This window comes from Jatrophihabitans sp. (genome assembly GCF_036388195.1).
In the GTDB taxonomy this organism is placed as follows: Bacteria; Actinomycetota; Actinomycetes; order Mycobacteriales; family Jatrophihabitantaceae; genus Jatrophihabitans_A.
On record NZ_DASVSG010000056.1, the window covers coordinates 1 to 18,281 of the forward strand.

Annotated in this window: 15 protein-coding genes; 5 read left to right on the forward strand and 10 right to left on the reverse strand. The window is 69.0% G+C overall.

The window, feature by feature from the left end; genetic code table 11:
- Positions 1-58 precede the first annotated feature (58 nt).
- The gene (locus VF612_RS05585; RefSeq protein ID WP_408658863.1) at positions 59-1,000 is read right to left on the reverse strand and encodes a phosphotransferase; all 942 of its coding nucleotides are present in this window, start codon (positions 998-1,000) and stop codon (positions 59-61) included.
- A gap of 193 nt (positions 1,001-1,193) precedes the next feature.
- Here VF612_RS05585 and VF612_RS05590 point away from each other — a divergent pair, with 193 nt between their 5' ends.
- Complete coding sequence (locus VF612_RS05590; RefSeq protein ID WP_408658864.1) at positions 1,194-2,690, forward strand: hypothetical protein; 1,497 nt, start codon at positions 1,194-1,196, stop codon at positions 2,688-2,690.
- 72 nt (positions 2,691-2,762) lie between these two features.
- Here VF612_RS05590 and VF612_RS05595 read toward each other — a convergent pair whose 3' ends face one another.
- Complete coding sequence (locus VF612_RS05595) at positions 2,763-3,986, reverse strand: AI-2E family transporter (protein WP_408658865.1); 1,224 nt, start codon at positions 3,984-3,986, stop codon at positions 2,763-2,765.
- A gap of 53 nt (positions 3,987-4,039) precedes the next feature.
- Positions 4,040-5,260, reverse strand: coding sequence for a TerC family protein (locus VF612_RS05600; protein WP_408658866.1), 1,221 nt, complete (start codon positions 5,258-5,260; stop codon positions 4,040-4,042).
- A 183-nt stretch (positions 5,261-5,443) separates the two neighbouring features.
- Here VF612_RS05600 and VF612_RS05605 point away from each other — a divergent pair, with 183 nt between their 5' ends.
- Positions 5,444-6,073: a DUF899 domain-containing protein gene (locus VF612_RS05605; RefSeq protein WP_408658867.1), complete on the forward strand. Its 630-nt coding sequence runs from the start codon at positions 5,444-5,446 to the stop codon at positions 6,071-6,073.
- A gap of 59 nt (positions 6,074-6,132) precedes the next feature.
- Here VF612_RS05605 and VF612_RS05610 read toward each other — a convergent pair whose 3' ends face one another.
- From VF612_RS05610 to VF612_RS05640, 7 genes are all read right to left on the reverse strand, one after another.
- Positions 6,133-7,341, reverse strand: a complete 1,209-nt coding sequence (locus VF612_RS05610; protein WP_408658868.1) for an ATP-grasp domain-containing protein — start codon at positions 7,339-7,341, stop codon at positions 6,133-6,135.
- Between the two features lie 104 nt (positions 7,342-7,445).
- Positions 7,446-8,714, reverse strand: a complete 1,269-nt coding sequence (locus tag VF612_RS05615; RefSeq protein WP_408658869.1) for an MFS transporter — start codon at positions 8,712-8,714, stop codon at positions 7,446-7,448.
- Positions 8,714-9,796, reverse strand: a complete 1,083-nt coding sequence (locus VF612_RS05620; RefSeq protein ID WP_408658870.1) for an arginine deiminase family protein — start codon at positions 9,794-9,796, stop codon at positions 8,714-8,716. The genes VF612_RS05615 and VF612_RS05620 overlap by 1 nt, the downstream gene beginning before the upstream one ends.
- Positions 9,793-11,025 (reverse strand): ATP-grasp domain-containing protein, encoded by a 1,233-nt coding sequence (locus VF612_RS05625; protein WP_408658871.1) that lies wholly within the window; start codon positions 11,023-11,025, stop codon positions 9,793-9,795. Before VF612_RS05625 ends, VF612_RS05620 begins: the two co-directional genes overlap by 4 nt.
- On the reverse strand, positions 11,025-12,257 hold the full coding sequence (locus tag VF612_RS05630; RefSeq protein WP_408658872.1) for an ATP-grasp domain-containing protein: 1,233 nt from the start codon (positions 12,255-12,257) through the stop codon (positions 11,025-11,027). Before VF612_RS05630 ends, VF612_RS05625 begins: the two co-directional genes overlap by 1 nt.
- A 49-nt stretch (positions 12,258-12,306) precedes the next feature.
- On the reverse strand, positions 12,307-13,017 hold the full coding sequence (locus tag VF612_RS05635) for an iron-containing redox enzyme family protein (protein WP_408658873.1): 711 nt from the start codon (positions 13,015-13,017) through the stop codon (positions 12,307-12,309).
- Positions 13,018-13,386: 369 nt separating this feature from the next.
- Positions 13,387-14,094: an RraA family protein gene (locus tag VF612_RS05640; RefSeq protein ID WP_408658874.1), complete on the reverse strand. Its 708-nt coding sequence runs from the start codon at positions 14,092-14,094 to the stop codon at positions 13,387-13,389.
- Positions 14,095-14,178: 84 nt separating this feature from the next.
- Between VF612_RS05640 and VF612_RS05645 the strand changes: the two genes are divergently transcribed.
- The 3 genes from VF612_RS05645 to def all read left to right on the forward strand — a co-directional run bounded on the left by VF612_RS05645 (position 14,179) and on the right by def (position 18,221).
- Positions 14,179-16,092, forward strand: coding sequence for an alpha-amylase family protein (locus VF612_RS05645; RefSeq protein ID WP_408658875.1), 1,914 nt, complete (start codon positions 14,179-14,181; stop codon positions 16,090-16,092).
- A gap of 77 nt (positions 16,093-16,169) precedes the next feature.
- Positions 16,170-17,630 (forward strand): cysteine--tRNA ligase, encoded by a 1,461-nt coding sequence (cysS, locus tag VF612_RS05650; protein WP_408658876.1) that lies wholly within the window; start codon positions 16,170-16,172, stop codon positions 17,628-17,630.
- A gap of 51 nt (positions 17,631-17,681) precedes the next feature.
- On the forward strand, positions 17,682-18,221 hold the full coding sequence (def, locus tag VF612_RS05655) for a peptide deformylase (protein ID WP_408658877.1): 540 nt from the start codon (positions 17,682-17,684) through the stop codon (positions 18,219-18,221).
- Positions 18,222-18,281 lie beyond the last annotated feature (60 nt).

The window sequence follows — 18,281 nt, forward strand, 5'->3', positions numbered from 1 at the left end:
TCCCGCCACCCCGACCAGGATGGGCCCTACTCGAAACATCGGCCCAAAGCAGGGTCTTTCATGGCCTCCGCGAGCCGGCGCCAGCACGACGAAGGCGATCGCGAGCCTCACTCTCCGACAGTGAGGTGATGGGCTGCCCGACCGTGTGCTGATACTTGGCGTCGTAGGCCCGGGTCCAGACGCCAGCCGCCCACGACTGTTCGAGTTCGCCGGCGCTGAACTCCCGCCCACGCGCATGGCAATACGCGGCGAGGAACCGCTCGGTGTCCTCGACGGTGGCCAGCTCGTCCGCGCTGACGGTCGAGTACAGCGCGGACGCGAAGCCGACGAGGACGGCTTCGCTATCAGCGGTCATGCTGTCCCAGTCGTGCACCACCAGTAGCTCGTCTCCGCTCCAGCGCAGGTTGCCGGCAAGCCAGTCGCAGTGACCGATCACGGCTTCGGACTCGCCGGCTCGCAGCCGGTCACGGGCACGGCGCCCGGCATCGTCGATCCACTCCGCGCCGGCCACCTCATTGAGGTTGACATCCCGGCCCTCCGGACACGGCCACAGCCCGTCCCCGCCGTGGTTCCAGGCCGCCCACGACGGCGCCGGGTCGAGCGTGGACACCTCAGCCGGCCGGGGAGCCAGCCGGATCAGCCACGCGAACGCATCAGCGAAGGCTGTGGCCGCGTGGTCCGAGCTCGGGAGCGTCGCACCGCCGGGGACGTAGGCCTCCGCGGTTGCGACGTCGCATCCGAGAGGAACGGCGCCAGTGAGCGGCTGGGGGCACGGATAACCAGCCTGGGACATGCGGCGCTGGACCTCCACGCATGCCGCTATCCGCGGCGAGTCCGGACGAACCTTGACCACGACCTCGCGGCCGTCTGCCAGCCGAAGCCCGATGACCGCGGACAGGTACCCGGATGTGAAGATCTCACCCGCTGGCGGGCTGCCCAGATGCTCCAGGCACCACTGGGCAAGACGGCCAGGATCCACGGCAAGCGCACGGGGTGACATCTGAGCATCGTCACATAGCTGGTGGTGGCATGGCTGCTTCCAGACCTACGCGCATCACCCAAACAGTGGCAGGCTCGGCAAACAGGTATACAGTTACTGGCGTTCCTCCCGAGTGCCTTTGGCGGCTACGCCGCCGCGCTGAGGCCCACCCGGCTCGTTGCCGGACGCTCTTCCCAAACCCCCAAGGAGAAACGTGCAACCCTGCACAGCCCTGCCCCCGCATGTCCCGACCCGCCGATCCTCACCCACCACGCTGCGCACCATGATCCGGGCGCTCGTCCTCGCGATATTCGTCCTCGCGACCTTGCCGCTGATCGCGACCCGGGATGAAGCCCATGCCGTCGCGCCGCTCCTGACCAAGACGCAGCGACAGGCCTATTTGAACTACTACGCGCCGGTGATCTTCAAGCGCGGCAACGAGAACAACGCGCAGGAGGGCCGCGACTGGTTGACGAACTACGACTTCGATCAGGACCGCAACTACGCGACGAACCGGGTCAACTGGCTGAAGGTGAACCAGTACGTCGCCGCGTCGGCGGCCAAGGCAACCACCAGCCCGTACGCCAAGTGGCGCATCCGTCCGACCCTCTACACCTCGCTGATCGAGTACATGAACGGCACCACCAAGTCACTGGTGCTGCTCTATCACGTGTACAACGCGGCGGACAAGGAAGGCTCCGAGATCCACGACTGGGAGCGGATCGAGATCGTCGTGCGCAACGTCACCGGCACGCCGGGAGCGACCGGTGAGTACGTGAACACCTCGACCATCACCCACCACAGCGAGGACATCATCCGCAAGCGCGGCGACTCCGGGTTCAACTTCATGAACACCGCGACCGGCAAGCACCTGATGATCTGGCAGGCCGACGAGGCGGGCGACGTCACGGCCACCCATGCGCACGAGCTGCGGTACTCCAACGACACCTACAGCGCGCTCATCAGCCAACCCTCGACCAACCAGGCCGAGGTGGAGATCAGCGGCAAGGACGAGGACAAGAACGTCCACTACATCTTCGTCCCGCAGTCATCGTCGGCGGCGGTCAGCGCCTGGGGCGCGAAGCCGCTCAACTTCTCCAACGCCGCCACGCTGTACACCGGGTACGACAACGAGCAGACCATCGCCTGGTACCAGACGAAGCGGCTCACCTACGAGCTGCAGGACCTCGCCGACATCACCCTGAGCCACTGGTCCGGCAACCCTGCCTGGTCCACGCACTGGCTGTCGACCACGGCGGGCGACATCGTGCTGGAGTCGCCGGTCGTGAACGAGGCAGGAGCGACCGAGGTGCCCGTCGGGCGCCAGCGCTTCTACACCCGGGCCCGTGACAACGGGAAATCCGACCTGGACGGCAGCCGCAACGGGCAACTGCTCAAGGACTGGTTCTACGGCGCGTACTCCGCCGAGGCCGACGAGGACTGGCCCTCTGACAGCGATGACTTCAAGGGTTATGAGGGGGTGGGCACCGACAACTCCGTGTGGACCCGCCAGATGGCCAGCGGACGCTACGACTCGCCCAGCTCCTACTGGTGGCAACACGACTACTTCGTCCATGACGGAACGGTCGACACCGACGCCTCCGAGGAGAACGGCGACTGGCTGCGCGGCGCCTGGTACACCGCCGCGAACGGCGGCTTCGACGGACGCTGGGTGCAATTGTTCGACGACCGTCCGGGGCTCGAGCCCTAAACCTCTGACGGGCGCAGGGAGCGGCCCGGCTCGCGCACACTCCGCGAGCCGGGCCGTTCCGTTGTTCTGGAGCTAGGTGGCCGGGCCGGCCTGGCCGTCCACCGGGCCGGACGACGTAGCGCGGGGCGAGGTCCGCGCGGGCGTCTGGCGGGTAACAGCGGACGAGGCCGTGCCTCCCCCGCTGGCCGTGGCGCCCGCTTGGGTGCGGGCGAGGAACTGCTCGCGCACATAGCGCAGCGCCGTGACCGAGACGGCGACCAGCGGCACCGCGAGGAACGCGCCGATGATGCCGGCCAGCGCGCCGCCGGTGGCGACGGCCAGGATCACCACAGCCGCGTGCAGCTCCAAGGCACGGCCCACCAGCACCGGCTGCAGCACGTGCCCCTCCACCTGCTGCACGATCACCACCAGCGCAAGCACGATCAGGGCGCTGGTCGGCCCGTTGGTGACCAGCGCGACCAGGGCGGCCAGCGCTCCGGTGACGAAGGCGCCGACGATGGGGATGAAGGCGCCGAAGAACACCAGAACCGCCAGCGGCAAGGCGAACGGCACGCCCAGCACCGCCAGGCCGATGCCGATCGCCACCGCGTCGACCAGCCCTACCGCGGCCTGGGCGCGCATGAACCCGCTCAGGACGTTCCAGCTGCGCACCGACAGCTCCCCCAGGTGACGGCCGCCCTCCGGGCCGACCCAGCGGTCGAGCCAGGGGACGAACTTCGGCCCGTCCTTGAGGAGGAAGAAGCACAGCACCAGCGCGAGCACCCCGTGGATCAGCAGGCCGCCGATGGTGGCGACCCCGGTCAGGACAGTGCCGGCGATCGAGCCGGAGTTCGCCTTGAGCCTGTCGGTGGCCTGGTTGACGTAGTCGGTCAGCGCGGTCGCGTCGAGGTTGAAGGGCGGCTTGGCGAGGCGATCCCTGAGGTCGGTCAGCCCGCCTGCCACCGCGTCGGTGAACTCGGCCCACTGGTCGGTGACCTGGGGCACCAGGATCGCCCCCAGACCGACCAGGACGCCCACCCCGATGAGCAGGGTCAGCAGGGCGGCCAGGGCCGGCGGGACGACCTTCCGGAGCAGCCGGGTAAGGGGCCAGAGCACCGAGGCGAGGAAGAGCGCCAGCAGGACGGGGAGGACCGCGTCCCACAGCTTGCCGAGTATCCAGGCGACCACGACCACGGCTGCTCCGGTGAGCAGCAGCCGCAGGCTCCAGGTGGCGACGGTGGCGCCGGCCCGTTCGATGACCGCGGCCGGGCCGGTGACGCGGCGGTGGTCGGCCGGCGCGGACACCGGCTCGGTCACCGTCGGCGCGATGGCTGGACGTGCTCGGCGGGCAAACATGGAAGGGGCGCTCCTCAACTAGGTGGTGGTGGGCTGGACACGGCTTCCCCACGGCGCACGGCGGCGTCGTGGCTGGCCCGGGCGCGTTCGAGCAGCGCCATCAGGGCCGGCTCGTCCCGGACCTTCTGGCGGTACTTCGGGCCGAGGGCGATGATCTGGTCGCGTTCGGCCAGCAGCGCGCGATAGATGCGCTCCCGCTCGGCCGGGTCCGCGGTGTACTCGGAGTCCAGGTAGGAGCTGGCGTGCCGGCGGGCGTTGGAGATGGCGTTCTGGGCCTTGCCCGCCGGGCTGAGCACAGAGGCGAGCACCGTCACCAGCAGGACTCCGATGATCACCGACAGCGAGAGCCCGGTGCTGATCTCGACCACCTTGACGTGCTCGCCGTCGTTGATGAACGGCACGTTGTTCTCGTGCAGGGCATGCAGGATCAGCTTTACGCCGATGAAGCCCAAGATCGCCGCGAGCCCGTAGGAGAGGTAGATCAGGCGGTCCAACAGCCCGTCGATGAGGAAGAACAGCTGCCGCAGCCCCAGCAGCGAGAACGCGGTGGCGGTGAAGACGATGAAGGTGTTCTGGGTGAGCCCGAAGATGGCCGGGATCGAGTCCAACGCGAACAGGATGTCGGTGCCGCCGATGGCGACCATGACCAGCAGCATCGGGGTCATCGCGCGCTTGCCCTGATGGACGGTGAAGAGCTTGTCGCCGTCGTAGTAGTCGGTCGTGTGAAACATCTTCCGGGCCAGCCGGATGATGAGGTTGTCGGCGGAATGGGAGTCCTCGCCCTCGGACTTCAGCAGGTTGCCGGCGGTGAGCAGCAGGATCAGGCCGAACAGGTAGAAGACCCAGGCGAAGGAGTTGATCAGCGCCGCGCCCACGAAGATGAAGCCGGTGCGCGCGATGAGCGAGAAGACGATGCCGAACAGCAGCACCTTCTGCTGGTCCTCCCGCGGCACGCGGAAGCTGGTCATGATGATCAGGAAGACGAACAGGTTGTCGACCGAGAGCGCCTTCTCGGTGACGTAGCCGGCGAAGTACTCCGAGCCCGCCTGGACTCCCCCGAACACCAGGACGCCGACGCCGAACAGCAGCGCCAGCCCGACGTACAGACCGGACCACATCGCGGCCTCACGCAGGCTGGGCACGTGGGCCTTGCGGACGTGGAAGACGAAGTCGAAGGCCAGCAGCCCGGCGATCGCCGCGATCGTCAGAACCCAGACGAGGCCGGATACCTCCATCGATCCTCCTGCCAGACGGCGGCCGGCGGGGGGCGGCGCGGCCGTGCCCCATCGAGCGGAGGGCTACCGTCACGTTAGAGGCGTCCCACCACTGTGTCATAACGCCGCCGGGGACCTGTCAAGGCCGGTGAGCGAACCCCTGGCGCCTCGATCCTGTCAGAGCGCGGGTGCACAATCTGGGATATGGAGAAACCGCAGGTCGTCTCGGCCGAGGAGTGGCAGCAGGCACGCGAGGAGCTGCTCGTAGCCGAGAAGGAGGTCACCCGCGCCCAGGACGCCCTCGCCGCCCGGCGCCGGCGGCTGCCGATGGTCAGGTTCGAGAACTCCTACACCTTCGACACTCCGGCCGGTCCCCAGTCCCTGCACGAGCTGTTCGAGGGCCTCAACCAGCTGGTCGTCTACCAGTTCATGGACCTCGGCCCCGATCGCTACTGCCCGGGCTGCACCTGGTTCACCGACCACGTCCCGGCCGCCGCGCTCGTGCCGCTGGCCGACCTCGGGGTCAGCTGGGCCACGGTGTCGAACATGCCGCTGGCCCAGATCCAGGCGTACAAGGCCGAGAAGGGCTGGACGCTGCCGTTCGTGTCCTCGCACGGCACCTCGTTCGCCGACGACTGCGGCGTCGACGGCGGCTTCATGCTCAGCGTGTTCCTGCGCGACGGCGAAGAGATCCATCGGACCTACAACACCACGTCCCGCGGAGTCGACCGGTTGGTCTTCACCAACCATCTGCTGGACCACACGCCGTACGGCCGGCAGGAGGACTGGGAGGACTCGCCCGCCGGCTGGCCGCAGCACCCCACCTACGGCTAACCGCGGCTGCTCAGCTACGGGGCTATGGCGGGCAGCCCAGCTGGCTAGACCGCGGCTGCTCAGTCGAACTGAGCCTTGCCCTCCGCCTCGGCCCACGCCTCTTCCAACGACGGGCGATCCGGGGCTGCGAGAACCACCCAGCCCAGCCGTGACCGGAAGTCCGGATGGGTGTTGGGCCTGGCGCCCACCGAGGTCGTGAAGCCCGCGGAGTCGACGTTCTTGCCGGCGAGCAAATCCTCGACCGACGGAACCCGAGCCACCACGTCCAGCTCGGGCCGCCGGAAGAAGCGGATGCCTGCCGTCCGCGCGAACTCCACGTCGAGCCCGCGGCCGCCACTGCTCCTGAGGCCGGTCGCGATCTCGACGAACACGTCGGCCAGCGGCACACCGGTGCTCAGCGCGACCAGGTTCGCGATCTGGTCGCCCGGCATGCGGGCTCCCAGCTCGATGACGAACGGCTTGGCGCCGCAGATCCGGAACTCCAGGTGGAACAGCGCGTTGTCGACACCCAGCGCCGTCGCGACCGCCGCTGCCCAGTCGGCCAGCTCCCGCAACCGCGCCGGCGGCATGTCGGCCGGGACCGTGTGGCCGAGCTCCACGAAGCTGGGCGGCGCCGAGAGCAGCTTCTCGGTGATCGAGACGACCGTCGGGACTCCTCCCACCACGTAGCCCTCAGCGCTGAACTCCGGCCCGTCGAGGTAGCTCTCGATGAGCACTTCGCGGCCCAGCTCGTTGCCGAGATCCAGATCGGTCTCCGAGCAGATCAGGTCGTAGGCAGCGCCGAGCTCCTCGGGTCCCTCGACCCGGCTGACATGAACGCTGCCGGCAGCCCGGGGCGGTTTGACGACCACCGGGTACCCGATCTCGCCGGCCGCCGCCTCCACCGCGGCCCGCGACGAGGCCACCCGGAACCGGGGGATGTCGAGTCCGGCCGCAGCGAGGGCCTGCCGCATCAACCTCTTGTCCCGGACCCGCTCGGCGACGTCGGGCGTGAGCCCGGGCAGCCCCAGCCTGGCCGCCACCTCCGCTGCCGTCGGCACGAAGTACTCGAAGCCGGGGAGGACGCCGCGGATGTCGCCCCGCTCGGCAAGCTTGTCCACCAGGGCGATCACGGCCGCCCGGTCGTTGGTATCCACCTCATGAACCTCGACAGCGTCGTTGTCGAGCATGCTCGGCGGGATCCTGCGGTCCTCCTGCTGGTAGGACAGCACGATGGGCCGCAGGCCGTGCCGGAGCGCGGCGTCGACCAGGCCGAACCCTGCCGACACGGGCTGGATGATAAGGAGGGCAGACATCTCTTCCGCGTTATCCAATCTGGTGGGCGGTCATCCGACCGGCGACGGCGGTATCCGACCCGGCGGGGCGTGCCGACTCATCGCGGCGCCTTTTCGTAGAAGATTCCCAGCCCTTCCCCGAATTCGGGCTGATCGACGGTACGGGCGTGTGCGGTCAGCCAGGCGGCGATGCCCAGCGCGAGCGCGATCATCGATACCACGACCCAGGTGGCCCGCAGCCCGTACCGCCCGACCAATCCGCCGATCACCAGCCCGGCAAACGGCATGGGCAGGTAATTCAGGAACACCGTAGCCGACATCAGCGAGGAGTACCGGTCGCGCGGGATGATCCGGATCCGGACCGACCGGGCCACCATCGCGATCACCGAGTCGCCGACGTAGGCGATCGTCAGCACGACGGCGAACAGCACGATTCCCGGCGAGAAGGTGGCGAGCGCCCCGGCGGCGACGGTCGCCGCGGTCATCGTCCACAGGCAGGCGGCGTAGCCGAATCGCCGGGTCAGCACCGGGGTGAGCAGGATCGTCGCCAACGAGATCGCCCCGCCGGCGGACGTGATGATCGAGGCCGCCCGGGGATCGTGTCCGTAGATGATCCCCACGACAGCGGCGAGGGTGGACAGGATGGCCGCGAGGATGATGTTCGCAGCCATCGCGGTCAGCATCGTGATGCGCAGCAGCCGGTGGCCGAGGACCGTCCGGACAGCCCTGGCCGAGTCGGCCGCAGCCGAGGATCGCCCCTGCGCTGACTCAGCGGGGGACGTCCGGGCCTCCGGCGCCGATCTGGTCGCGACCAGGCCGATCGCCATGGCCAGCGCATAGCCCGCCAGCAGCGCCGGGATCCCGAGCAGCAGCATCGCGCCGCCCAGTGCCGGGCCTCCGATCAGCGCCGCCTGGTCGACGGCCCCAAGGCGGGACTGGACGACCTCCGCCCGCGATCCCCGGTCCACCACCTCGGCGGCCAGCCGCTCGTTCGCGACGAACCCGATCTCGAAGAACCCGGCGCTGATGACACCGCAGGCCGCCAGGATCACCGCGGTGACCGTCTCCGACCCGGAGCCGAGCACCACTCCGAGAAACCCGAACAGCCCGGTGGCAGACCGGATCAGCCAGGCGGCCGTCGCCGACCTGACCGGGCCCAACCGGTCGATGATGGTCCCGCCGAAGAACAGGAACGCCAGCCGGGACACCCATTCCAGGCCGAAGACGAGCGCCGACAACGCCGGCTCCCCCGTCACGATGAACAAGGCGGCCGGAATCGCGAACTGGAACGCCTCGTTGACGAAGAAGTTGATCGAGCGGTCGAGGAAGATGGCGCCGAACCCGCTCTTGGAGGGATTGGTCAGCATCACTCGTCGATCTCAGCCAGCTCGTTGGTCGCACAGTGGATGCTGCCGAAGTTGCTCTCGAAGGTCGAGAACTCCACCGTGACGACGTCTCGTCCCAGCTCTCGCAGCGGGGCGGCCATCTCCGGCGCGGAACGGCTGCAGATCACGGCGGACGCCTCCGGCAGGTCCAGGACGTTGAAGCCGAACGGCCCGGCGACCTCGCGCGGCACCGGCAGCAGGCTCATGCCGAGGAACTCTAGAACGTGATCCAGTCGCGTCGCAGCCGGCTGGCCGCCGTCCTCCGGCGTCAGGTACTCGACGTCGGCCAGATCCGCCACCCGCTCCCGGTCGCACACCAGTGTCTCGCCGACGACCGCCGCCCAGTGGTCGAGGTGGAACTCAGCACGGGCCCGGCGCCGATCGGGCAGCAGCACCGTCGACCAGCCGCGACCGGCGATCGCGGTGGCGATGCGCAGCGCCGCACGGCGGTCCGAGCGGTAGCCGTGGGCAAGGAACAGCACCCTGCGCCGCCGGCACGCCAACGCGTCCCCTCCTTCGAAGAACGAGTCGAGCCGAACGAGGTCGAGCTGCGGCCGGGCCGCCCGGATGCCCAGCGCAACCAGCTCGGCCTCGGCCTGGCGCTCGTCGCGGCGAAAGTTCGCGACGAAGCAGAGGTCCTGCACCTGCAGCACATGATCGCGCGGGAACATCAACCCGTACAGCGGCTGCAGGGTGTAGGACTCCGACTCCGAGTCAGGGCTGATCTCCGACAGCCCGGGCTTCGGCGTGAGGGTGAGGGACGGGCGCTCCACGATGATCTGGAGCAGCTCGCCGGCAGGCATGGCCGCCAGGTTCTGCTGCACCTCCTCAGCGCGGCCGGGCGGGTGCCGCACCGCGGCCGCAGCCATGGCGCGGAGCTCGTCAAGGGTCATCCGGGACGTCAGGTGCAGCAGGTCGCACGGCTGCACCCCCAGCTCGGCCAACGCGCCCGTGAGGCCGAGGAACTCCTGGTGCGCCTGTGCGGTGGAGAAGCCGGACGGCCCGTCGTTGAAGACGGACATGGCCGGTGGATGCACCAGCCGGGGATCGTGAACCAGGATCACGCGTCCAACGCATCTCTGTCGACGTACTCGATGACCAGCACCTCGAGGAACCGCTCGATGCGCGCGATCGCCTCGGCGGGACAGGCGCCGTACACGTGGGCCGACACCCCGGTGAAGTCGTACTCGGGGTCGTCCGGCACGACCTGGCCCGGAAAGGCGGCGTGGCTGATGGCGATGCCGTCCGGGAGGAGGCCGCGCGCGGAGATGCTGCGCACCACCCTGCCGGTCTGGCCGACGGCCGGGCACATCACCCAGCCGTAGCTGCCTTCCGGCGATCGCGGCCGGGTCCCGGGCTGCAGCGCCGGCAGCTGGCAGGACAGCCGGACGGCGGCCGACATCAGGTCCACCCCGCCGTGCCGGTGGATCACCGGCAGGATGTCTCCGCCACCGGGCCGGTGCCCGATCTCCAGGAACACGAACTCGCCCTGGTCGAGGAAGGCCTCGAGATGGAACACGCCGTTCTCCAGCCCGAGAGCCCGCAGGGCCCGGGCCACGCCGTCAGCCAGGATCGGCGCCTCGTCGGTGTGCTGCACACTCACCGAGGCGAGCGGCTGGCCCTCGTTGAAGGACGTGCAACTGCCGACGTACCGCGACATCGACAGATAGCCCACCACGCCGTTCTCGGCATATCCGTCGCAGTGATATACCGGGCCGGGAATGAATGTCTCGGCCTCCCATTCCAGCGCCGGGTCCAGGCTGTCGAGCTTTTCCTGCAGCTCGGCGCGGTCCAGGCATACCCGCACCCCGGTGCTGGCTGCGCCGGAGACCGGTTTCACCACGACCGGATATCCCCAGACCCGATCGATCGACTCTGCAGTCATGCCCGGGTGCACCGGCATCCATTCGGGCGTCCGGACACCGCCGGCGGCCACCAGGCTCTTGCTGTAGACCTTGTCCCGGAAACGACGGACGTACTCGCTGGAATAGCCCTTCACGCCCAGGTATTCGCATACCGCGGCGCCCAACTCCAGGTCGTACTCGGAAATGGCGACCACATGCTCGATCGCGGTCGACGCCGACGGGTCGGAATCGAGGACCTGCGCGATAGTGGCCAGGTCCAGCTCGGAAACCAGGTTCACCTTGCCGAAGTCGTGCCTGCGAAAGCCGGGCAGCCCGTCGATCTTGGTGCTGATCAACCACAGCTCGGCGTCCAGGTCATCGAGATAGGAGGCATACCGCGAATAGTCGTCGGAGAATCTGTTGATGATCAGGCAGATCGGTGTAGTCATTATGTGAATCTCGCTGTCTCCTTGACCGCTTTCCAGGAACGGTCGACACTCCGCCGGTCGGCGCCGGTCATCAGGACCCAGCCCAGTCGCGAGCGGAAGTCGGCCCGGCCGTTGGGACGGTCCCCCGGGCTGACCGTCACCGCGCCCGTGACGACGTTGGGCAGGGTGTGCAGCTCGGAATCGGTGGGCGCGCTGTTGACGATGTCGAGGCCCGGCTCGTAGAAGAACCTGATCGCCGCCACGCAGGACGACTGCACCGTCGGATGGTCCACCTGCTGACCGGTGGCGAGCTGGACGAACAGGTCGGCCAGGCTCACCCCTCTGCTCATCTCGATGAGCGATCCGATGGAGTCGCCCGGCAACCGGGCGCCGAGCTCGATGACGTGCGGGATGCCGTCGCGCAGCCGCAGCTCCAGATGGAACACGGTGCAATCGATGCCCAGCGCCCGGACCACCTCTGCCGTCCAGCTCACCACCTGGCGCTCGGTCGCCGGCTCGATCGAGGCGGGGACGGTGTGGCCCAGCTCGACGAAGTGCGGAGGATCGGACACCAGCTTCTCGGTGATCGACACCACGGCGGTCCGGCCGTGCTGGACGAAGCCCTCGACGCTGTACTCCGGGCCCGGCACGAACTCCTCCAGCAGCACGTCGGGCCCCAGCCGGGTCCCGAGGTCCAGGGTGGGTTCGTAGGCGATCGCCGCGTAGGCGGCCCGGACCTCGTCGAGGCAGGACGCCAGCGACACCCCGATGCTGCCCGCCGACCGGGTGGGCTTGACCACCAGCGGATATCCCACCTGCGCGGCCGCGGCTTCGAGTTCGGAGGTGTCGGAGATCAGCCGGAACCGCGGTCCCGCGATGCCGGCGGCCTCCAGCGCCCGGCGCATGAGGTGCTTGTCCCGAACCCGCTGGCCGGCAGCGGGTTCGAGACCGGGCAATCCGAGGTGGGTGGCCAGCTGGGCGGCCACCGGGACGTAGAACTCGAACCCGGGAAGGACGCCGACGATCTGCTGGCTCCTGGCCGCCTGGGAGGCGCCCTGCAGCACCGCAGCCGGGTCGTTGGTGTCGAGGACCACCAGCTCCGCTCCCCATCGGCGCAGCGCGGCCGCCGGCACCACCCGGTCTGCCGCGTCGTAGGAGAAGACCAGCGCGTGATATCCCGCACGAGCCACCGCGGCGATGAGGTCGAGGCCCGAGGACGACGGCTCGATGATCACCACGCTGGAGCGCAGCACGGCCGGCTCCCCTAGCGCTGCAGGCAGACCGCGACGCCCACCCGCCGCATCAGTCAGCCGAGCTGGCTGCGAATGCCCGGCTGTCGCCCACCGTGACCGTGGATTCGTAGAGCTCCAGGAAGTAGTCGCCGATGAGCTTGACGAAGGAGTCCGCGTACCGCAGGGCGGTCTCGGGCGTGCTCCAGCGGGAGATGGCCCGGTCGACCACCTTCCACATGAGCTCGTCGTGGTCGTGGCTCTCGTCATAGTCCAGATGCGCCTGCGAGCCGCGCAGGGCGTCCTCGCCGTACTGGCTGCGGGCGTTGTTGGTGATGATCTGGTTGAACTGGTCGGAGTACCACTCGACGAAGTAGTTCCAGACCGTCGTCGCGGCCGGCCCCTCCTTGTTGACGCAGAGGTAGAGGTAGCCCATCAGGAGCTCGGTGGAGAACATCGGCCTGGTGCCGTCCACCTTCTCCTGCGTCCATCCCAGCTGCTTGATGTCGCGCATGAACATGTGCTCGTGCCCGTACTCCTCAGCCAGGTACTGCGCCAGGGTGGCCGCGAGGTGGTCATCGGTCGAGCCGACCCGGTAGAGCGCGTACGCGTCCACCTCATTGTTGAGTCGAATTCGCAGAACCGTCTCCACCAGGTGCCGAATGTAGTATTCCCGGTGCATCCACTGACCGCTGTGGAACTCGCGCATCATCGGTACCCGGTTGAATTCGCGTTCGAGACAAACCCTGAGCTGGTTGTCGAGATCCGCTCGTTGAAGACCCACGTCGTTCCCCTTTTCCTGGTTATGTTTTCCGATGAGCTATGAGCACGCCCGCCTGTCGGGCAGATTTCACCCAGCACCCCACTCAAGGCATGCCAAATAGAAGAGCCGCTTACAGCGATAGGGCAATAGCCCTCTCATGCGCTCACGCAAGCGCATTACGTCAACTGTGCTCGGATTCGTGTGCCGCGAACTACCGAGTGGCGAAAACAGGCCCACCTTCCATAGTCACTGACTTCATCCCGCTCGCTGGATCGCGGCTACCGGCTGCTGATATCGACTAGAAAAGCACTGGCTACGGGCTATGTCAATAGCGAGCAGTGTGACTATATTGACGGCATCGTTACATGACTGCGAGGAGGCTTTGGCAGCTCATTCCTCGATGGCGCCGCGCACCGAGCGCAGGTGCTCGCGGAACGTCAGGGACGGGTTGCGGGACCGCTCCGAGAGGTAGTCGCCGAACCGCACCTGCGCGCGCAACGACACACCCTCGCGCATCCGCTCGGCCTGCCCGCGTTCGGTGTCGCGAATCCCCTCAGCGATCCCGAGCACCTCCTCGACCTGCGCGAGCGGCACGAACAGCACCCCGTCGTCGTCTGCGAGCACGACATCGTCGCGGCTGACGAGCCACTGGCCGACGGTCGCCGAGTCCAGCGCGTCCGGCGGCCGGACGCCCGGGCTCAACGGGCCGGTCGGGATCGCTCCCATGCTGAACACCGGCAGGCCGATCGACCGGATGTCGGCGGTGTCGCGGTGCAACCCCCAGATCACCACACCCGCCAGGCCCGCCGCCGCGGCCTCCAGCACCACCAAGTCACCGACGCACGAGGTGTCGGCCCGGCCACCGTCGTCGACCACCAGCACGTCGCCCGGCGTGGCGCCTTCCAGCGCCTCCAGGAAGATGTCGACGCTGCCGACATGCCGGGCCGGCAGGACGCGCCCGGCCAGCCGGTCACCGGCCACCACCGCTTTCACCGCGGCCGGCGCGCAGCGCACCGGCGCCTGAGCCCGAATGCAGGCGTCGGCCACATGGGCAGTGGTCAACTTCGCGAATCGCTGGTCAAGCCCTTCCGAACCCATTCCGCCTACCCTTCTCCCGTTGCCGGCCACTGTCGCGGGACCACGTTGATCGCGTCCTTGATGCAGACGTGGACGATAGTCCCCATGCACCGCTCCCAGCAGCCGGCCGGCGTCCCCCCTCCCGCGGTTCTCGCCGCGGTGGATTCCCGGCTCGCCGGCTCCCCCGGGCACGAGCTGTTCACGCTTCGCCTGCAGCGCTGGTGGCCGGACCTGCACGACGGGCTGGCGGCGGTGTACGGCGCACAGGCCGAGGCCACCGCCGTGCGCCTCATCGAGCTCGCGGTGGCGGCCTACACCGCCCGCGACCCCGAGCTGGCCCGGCTCGACCTGATCCGCAGCCTGGAGCCGGACTGGTTCCAGCAACCGGACATGATGGGATACGCCGCCTACGCCGACCGGTTCGCCGGCACCCTGGCAGGAGTCGCCGAGCGGGTCGGCTACCTGAGCGAGCTGGGCGTCACCTACCTGCACCTGATGCCGCTGCTGCGTCCGCGCGAGGGCGACAGCGACGGCGGTTACGCCGTCGCCGACTACCGCGACGTCCGTCCCGACCTCGGCACGATGGAGGACCTCAGCGCACTCGCCCGCACCCTGCGCGAGGCCGGGATCAGCCTGGTGCTGGACCTGGTGCTCAATCACGTCGCCCGCGAGCACGATTGGGCCCGGGCCGCCCGCGCGGGCGAGGCGAAGTACCGCGGCTACTTCCACACCTTCGCCGATCGCACCGGGCCCGACGCCTACGAGCGCACCCTTCCCGAGGTGTTCCCCGACTTCGCGCCCGGCAACTTCAGCTGGGACGACGACCTGCGCGGCTGGGTGTGGACGACCTTCAACTCCTTCCAGTGGGACGTGAACTGGGCCAACCCCGACGTCTTCGTCGAGTACGCCGACATCCTGTTCTTCCTCGCCAACGCGGGCGTGGAAGTGGTGCGGCTGGACGCGATCGCCTTCCTGTGGAAGCGGCTGGGCACCGATTGCCAGAACCAGCCCGAGGTGCACGCCATCACCCAGGCGCTGCACGCGCTGACCCGGATCGTCTGCCCGGCGTTGCTGTTCAAGGCCGAGGCGATCGTCGGGCCGGCCGATCTGGTGCACTACCTGGGCCAGGGCCCGCACCACGGCAAGGTCAGCGACCTGGCCTACCACAACAGCCTGATGGTGCAGATCTGGTCGATGCTGGCGGCCGGCGACGCGAGGTTGGCGGCCCGCGCGCTCGGCAACCTGCCGCCGGCGCCGTCCACCACCGCCTGGATCACCTACCTGCGCGGTCACGACGACATCGGCTGGGCCATCGACGACGCCGATGCCGCCGCTGTGGGGCTCTCCGGCCACGCGCACCGGTCGTTCCTGTCCGACTACTACGCCGGACGGTTCCCCGGCTCGGCCGCCCGCGGGCTGGTGTTCCAGTCCAACCCGGCGACCGGTGACCGGCGGATCAGCGGCACCTCGGCGAGCCTGGCCGGCATCGAGGCCGGCGACGACCGCGGGGTGCCGCGCGTGCTGCTCGGGCACGCGCTCGCGTTCGGCTGGGGCGGCATCCCGGTGATCTGGTCCGGCGACGAGCTCGGGCTGCTCAACGATCCGGACTGGGCCGCGGAGCCCGGCCACGAGAACGACAACCGCTGGGCGCACCGCCCGCGGCTGACCGAGGCCACCCTGGCGCGCAGGTCCGATCCGGGCACCGTCGCCGGCCGGCTGTTCACCGGCCTGCGGGCCCTGGTCCAGGCTCGCGCCCGCGTCCCACATCTGGACGCCTCGGTCAGCAGCGAGATCGCGCCGCTGGCCGACCCCGGCGTCCTGCCGGTGCTGCGCCGGCACCCGCTCGGGCCGTTGCTCGGCCTCTACAACGTGACCGACAGCTGGCGGCCGTTCCCCTTCTCCCGGCTCGAGGAGCTCGGCATCGCCGATGCCTGGGACGCGCTGTCGGACACGGGCGTCCGGCGGGGCGAGGACGGCGACCTCTGGCTGGCGCCGTACCAGGCGATGTGGATCGTCTGATCCCTCTCGGGTCGCCGGCGCCGGGCCGGCCCGTAAACTCGGTCCAAACAACCGGGCAAGCAGCCGAAGGGTGCGACGTGAATCCGGGTACGGAGATCCAGCTGTACAACTCGATGGGGCGCGCCCTGGTGCCCCTGACGCCGCTGCGCGAAGGCAGCGTCCGGCTCTACAGCTGTGGCCTGACCGTCTACTCCGACCCGCACCTGGGCAACCTGCGCCCCTACGTCTTCAGCGACTCGCTGCGCCGCCTGCTGGAGTGGAAGGGCTACGCGGTCGAGCAGGTGGTCAACATCACCGATGTCGGCCACGCGGTCGGCGACGGCGATGAGGGCGAGGACAAGGTCGAGTGGACCGCCCGCGCCCAGCGGGTGACCCCGCAGGAGGTCGCCGAGCACTACACCGCGCTGTTCTTCCAGGACCTGGAAGCCGTCAACGTGCTGCCGGCGCACCATTCCCCGCGCGCGTCCGCCTACGTCGAGCAGATGATCGAGTTCGCGAAGGTGATCGAGAAGCACGGGTACACCTACCTGCTGCCGGCGGGCCTGTACTTCGACACCGCCAAGTCGCCGGGGTACGGCAAACTGGCGCTGATGCCGAACGCCGGGCAGCTGGAGGGCGGCCGGGTCAGTTCGGAGGGCAAGCGCTCGCCCGCCGACTTCGCGATCTGGCGCAGCGATCCGCCGGACCAGCGGCGGATCATGCGGTGGGACTCGCCCTGGGGGCCAGGGGTGCCCGGCTGGCACCTGGAGTGCTCGGTGATGAGCATCAGCCTGCTCGGCCCGCACTTCGACATCCACACCGGCGGCGTCGACCATCGCCAGATCCACCACGTCAACGAGATCGCCCAGAGCGAGGCCTACCTGCAGGACGGGCAGGACTGGGTGCCGATCTGGATGCACAACGAGTTCCTGCTGCAGGGCGGCGCGAAGATCTCCAAGTCAGCGGGCAAGATGCCCACCCTGCGGGACCTGACCAGCGATGGCTACCCGGCGATGGCCTTCCGCTACTTCCTGCTCACCGGCCACTACCGCTCCCAGATGGACCTGACCGATCAGGGACTGCAGTCGGCCCTGTCGAGCGCGCGCAGGCTGGCCCACCGGGTTGCGGCCCTGGGCCCGCTGCCGGACATCAGGACGTACGAGCAGGCCCGTTCGGGGCTGGGCGAGAACGCGCTGGCGGTCCTGAACAGCATCGATGCCGCCATGTCGGAGGACCTCAACACCCCACGGGTGCTGGCGGACCTGCAGGTCGCGCTGCGATCTGCCGACCTGGCGCGCGACGAGCTCGCCGTTCTCGCCGCCGCGGCCCTGTGGCTGCTCGGGCTCGACCTGAGCACGCTGGCCGAGGAGCCGGCGTCGGAGTCCGGTGCGCCTGAGGGCATCGCCGCCGAGCAGGTCGAGGCCCTGGTCCGCGCCCGGGAGCAGGCCCGTACGAGCAAGCAGTGGGGCGAGGCCGACCGGCTGCGGGAGGAGCTGGCAGCGCTGGGCGTCCAGGTCATCGACACCGCCGAGGGCTCGCGCTGGAGCATCGCGCCCTGAGCCGTGCCTAGAATCAGGCACGACCCTGAGACGTGCCTAGAATCAGGCACCATGCCAGGTACCGCGCGTCCGGTCGTCATCGTCGGCGACCCGGTTCTGCACACCCCCACCGCCGCTGTCACCGAGTTCGACCAGGCGCTGGCCACCCTGATCGAGGACATGTTCGCGACCATGTACGTGGCAGAGGGGGTCGGGCTCGCCGCCACCCAGATCGGCGTGGGGCTCTCGGTGTTCGTCTACGACTGCCACGACGCCGAGGACGTCCAGCACCGCGGGCACCTGGTCAATCCCCGGATCGTCGCCACCTCCACCGTCGAGGAGAAGATCGACGAGGGCTGCCTGTCGGTGCCCGGGCCGTACGCCCCGCTGGCCCGGCCGTTCGAGGTGACGGTCGCCGGCCAGGACCAGCACGGTGAGCCCCTCGAGGTCACCGGCACCGGTTTTCTGGCGCGCTGCCTGATCCACGAGACCGAGCACCTGGGCGGCACCCTCTACATCGATCACCTGAACCGGCGCAGACGCCACCGGATCCTGCAGGAGATCGAGCCGTACGACTGGAACGCGCCGCTGTTCGAACCTCAGCCGTCCTGACGTCCGGACGAGGCCAGCCGAGCCACCTCAGCCGGCCGAGCCACCCTGAGCCGGCCGAGC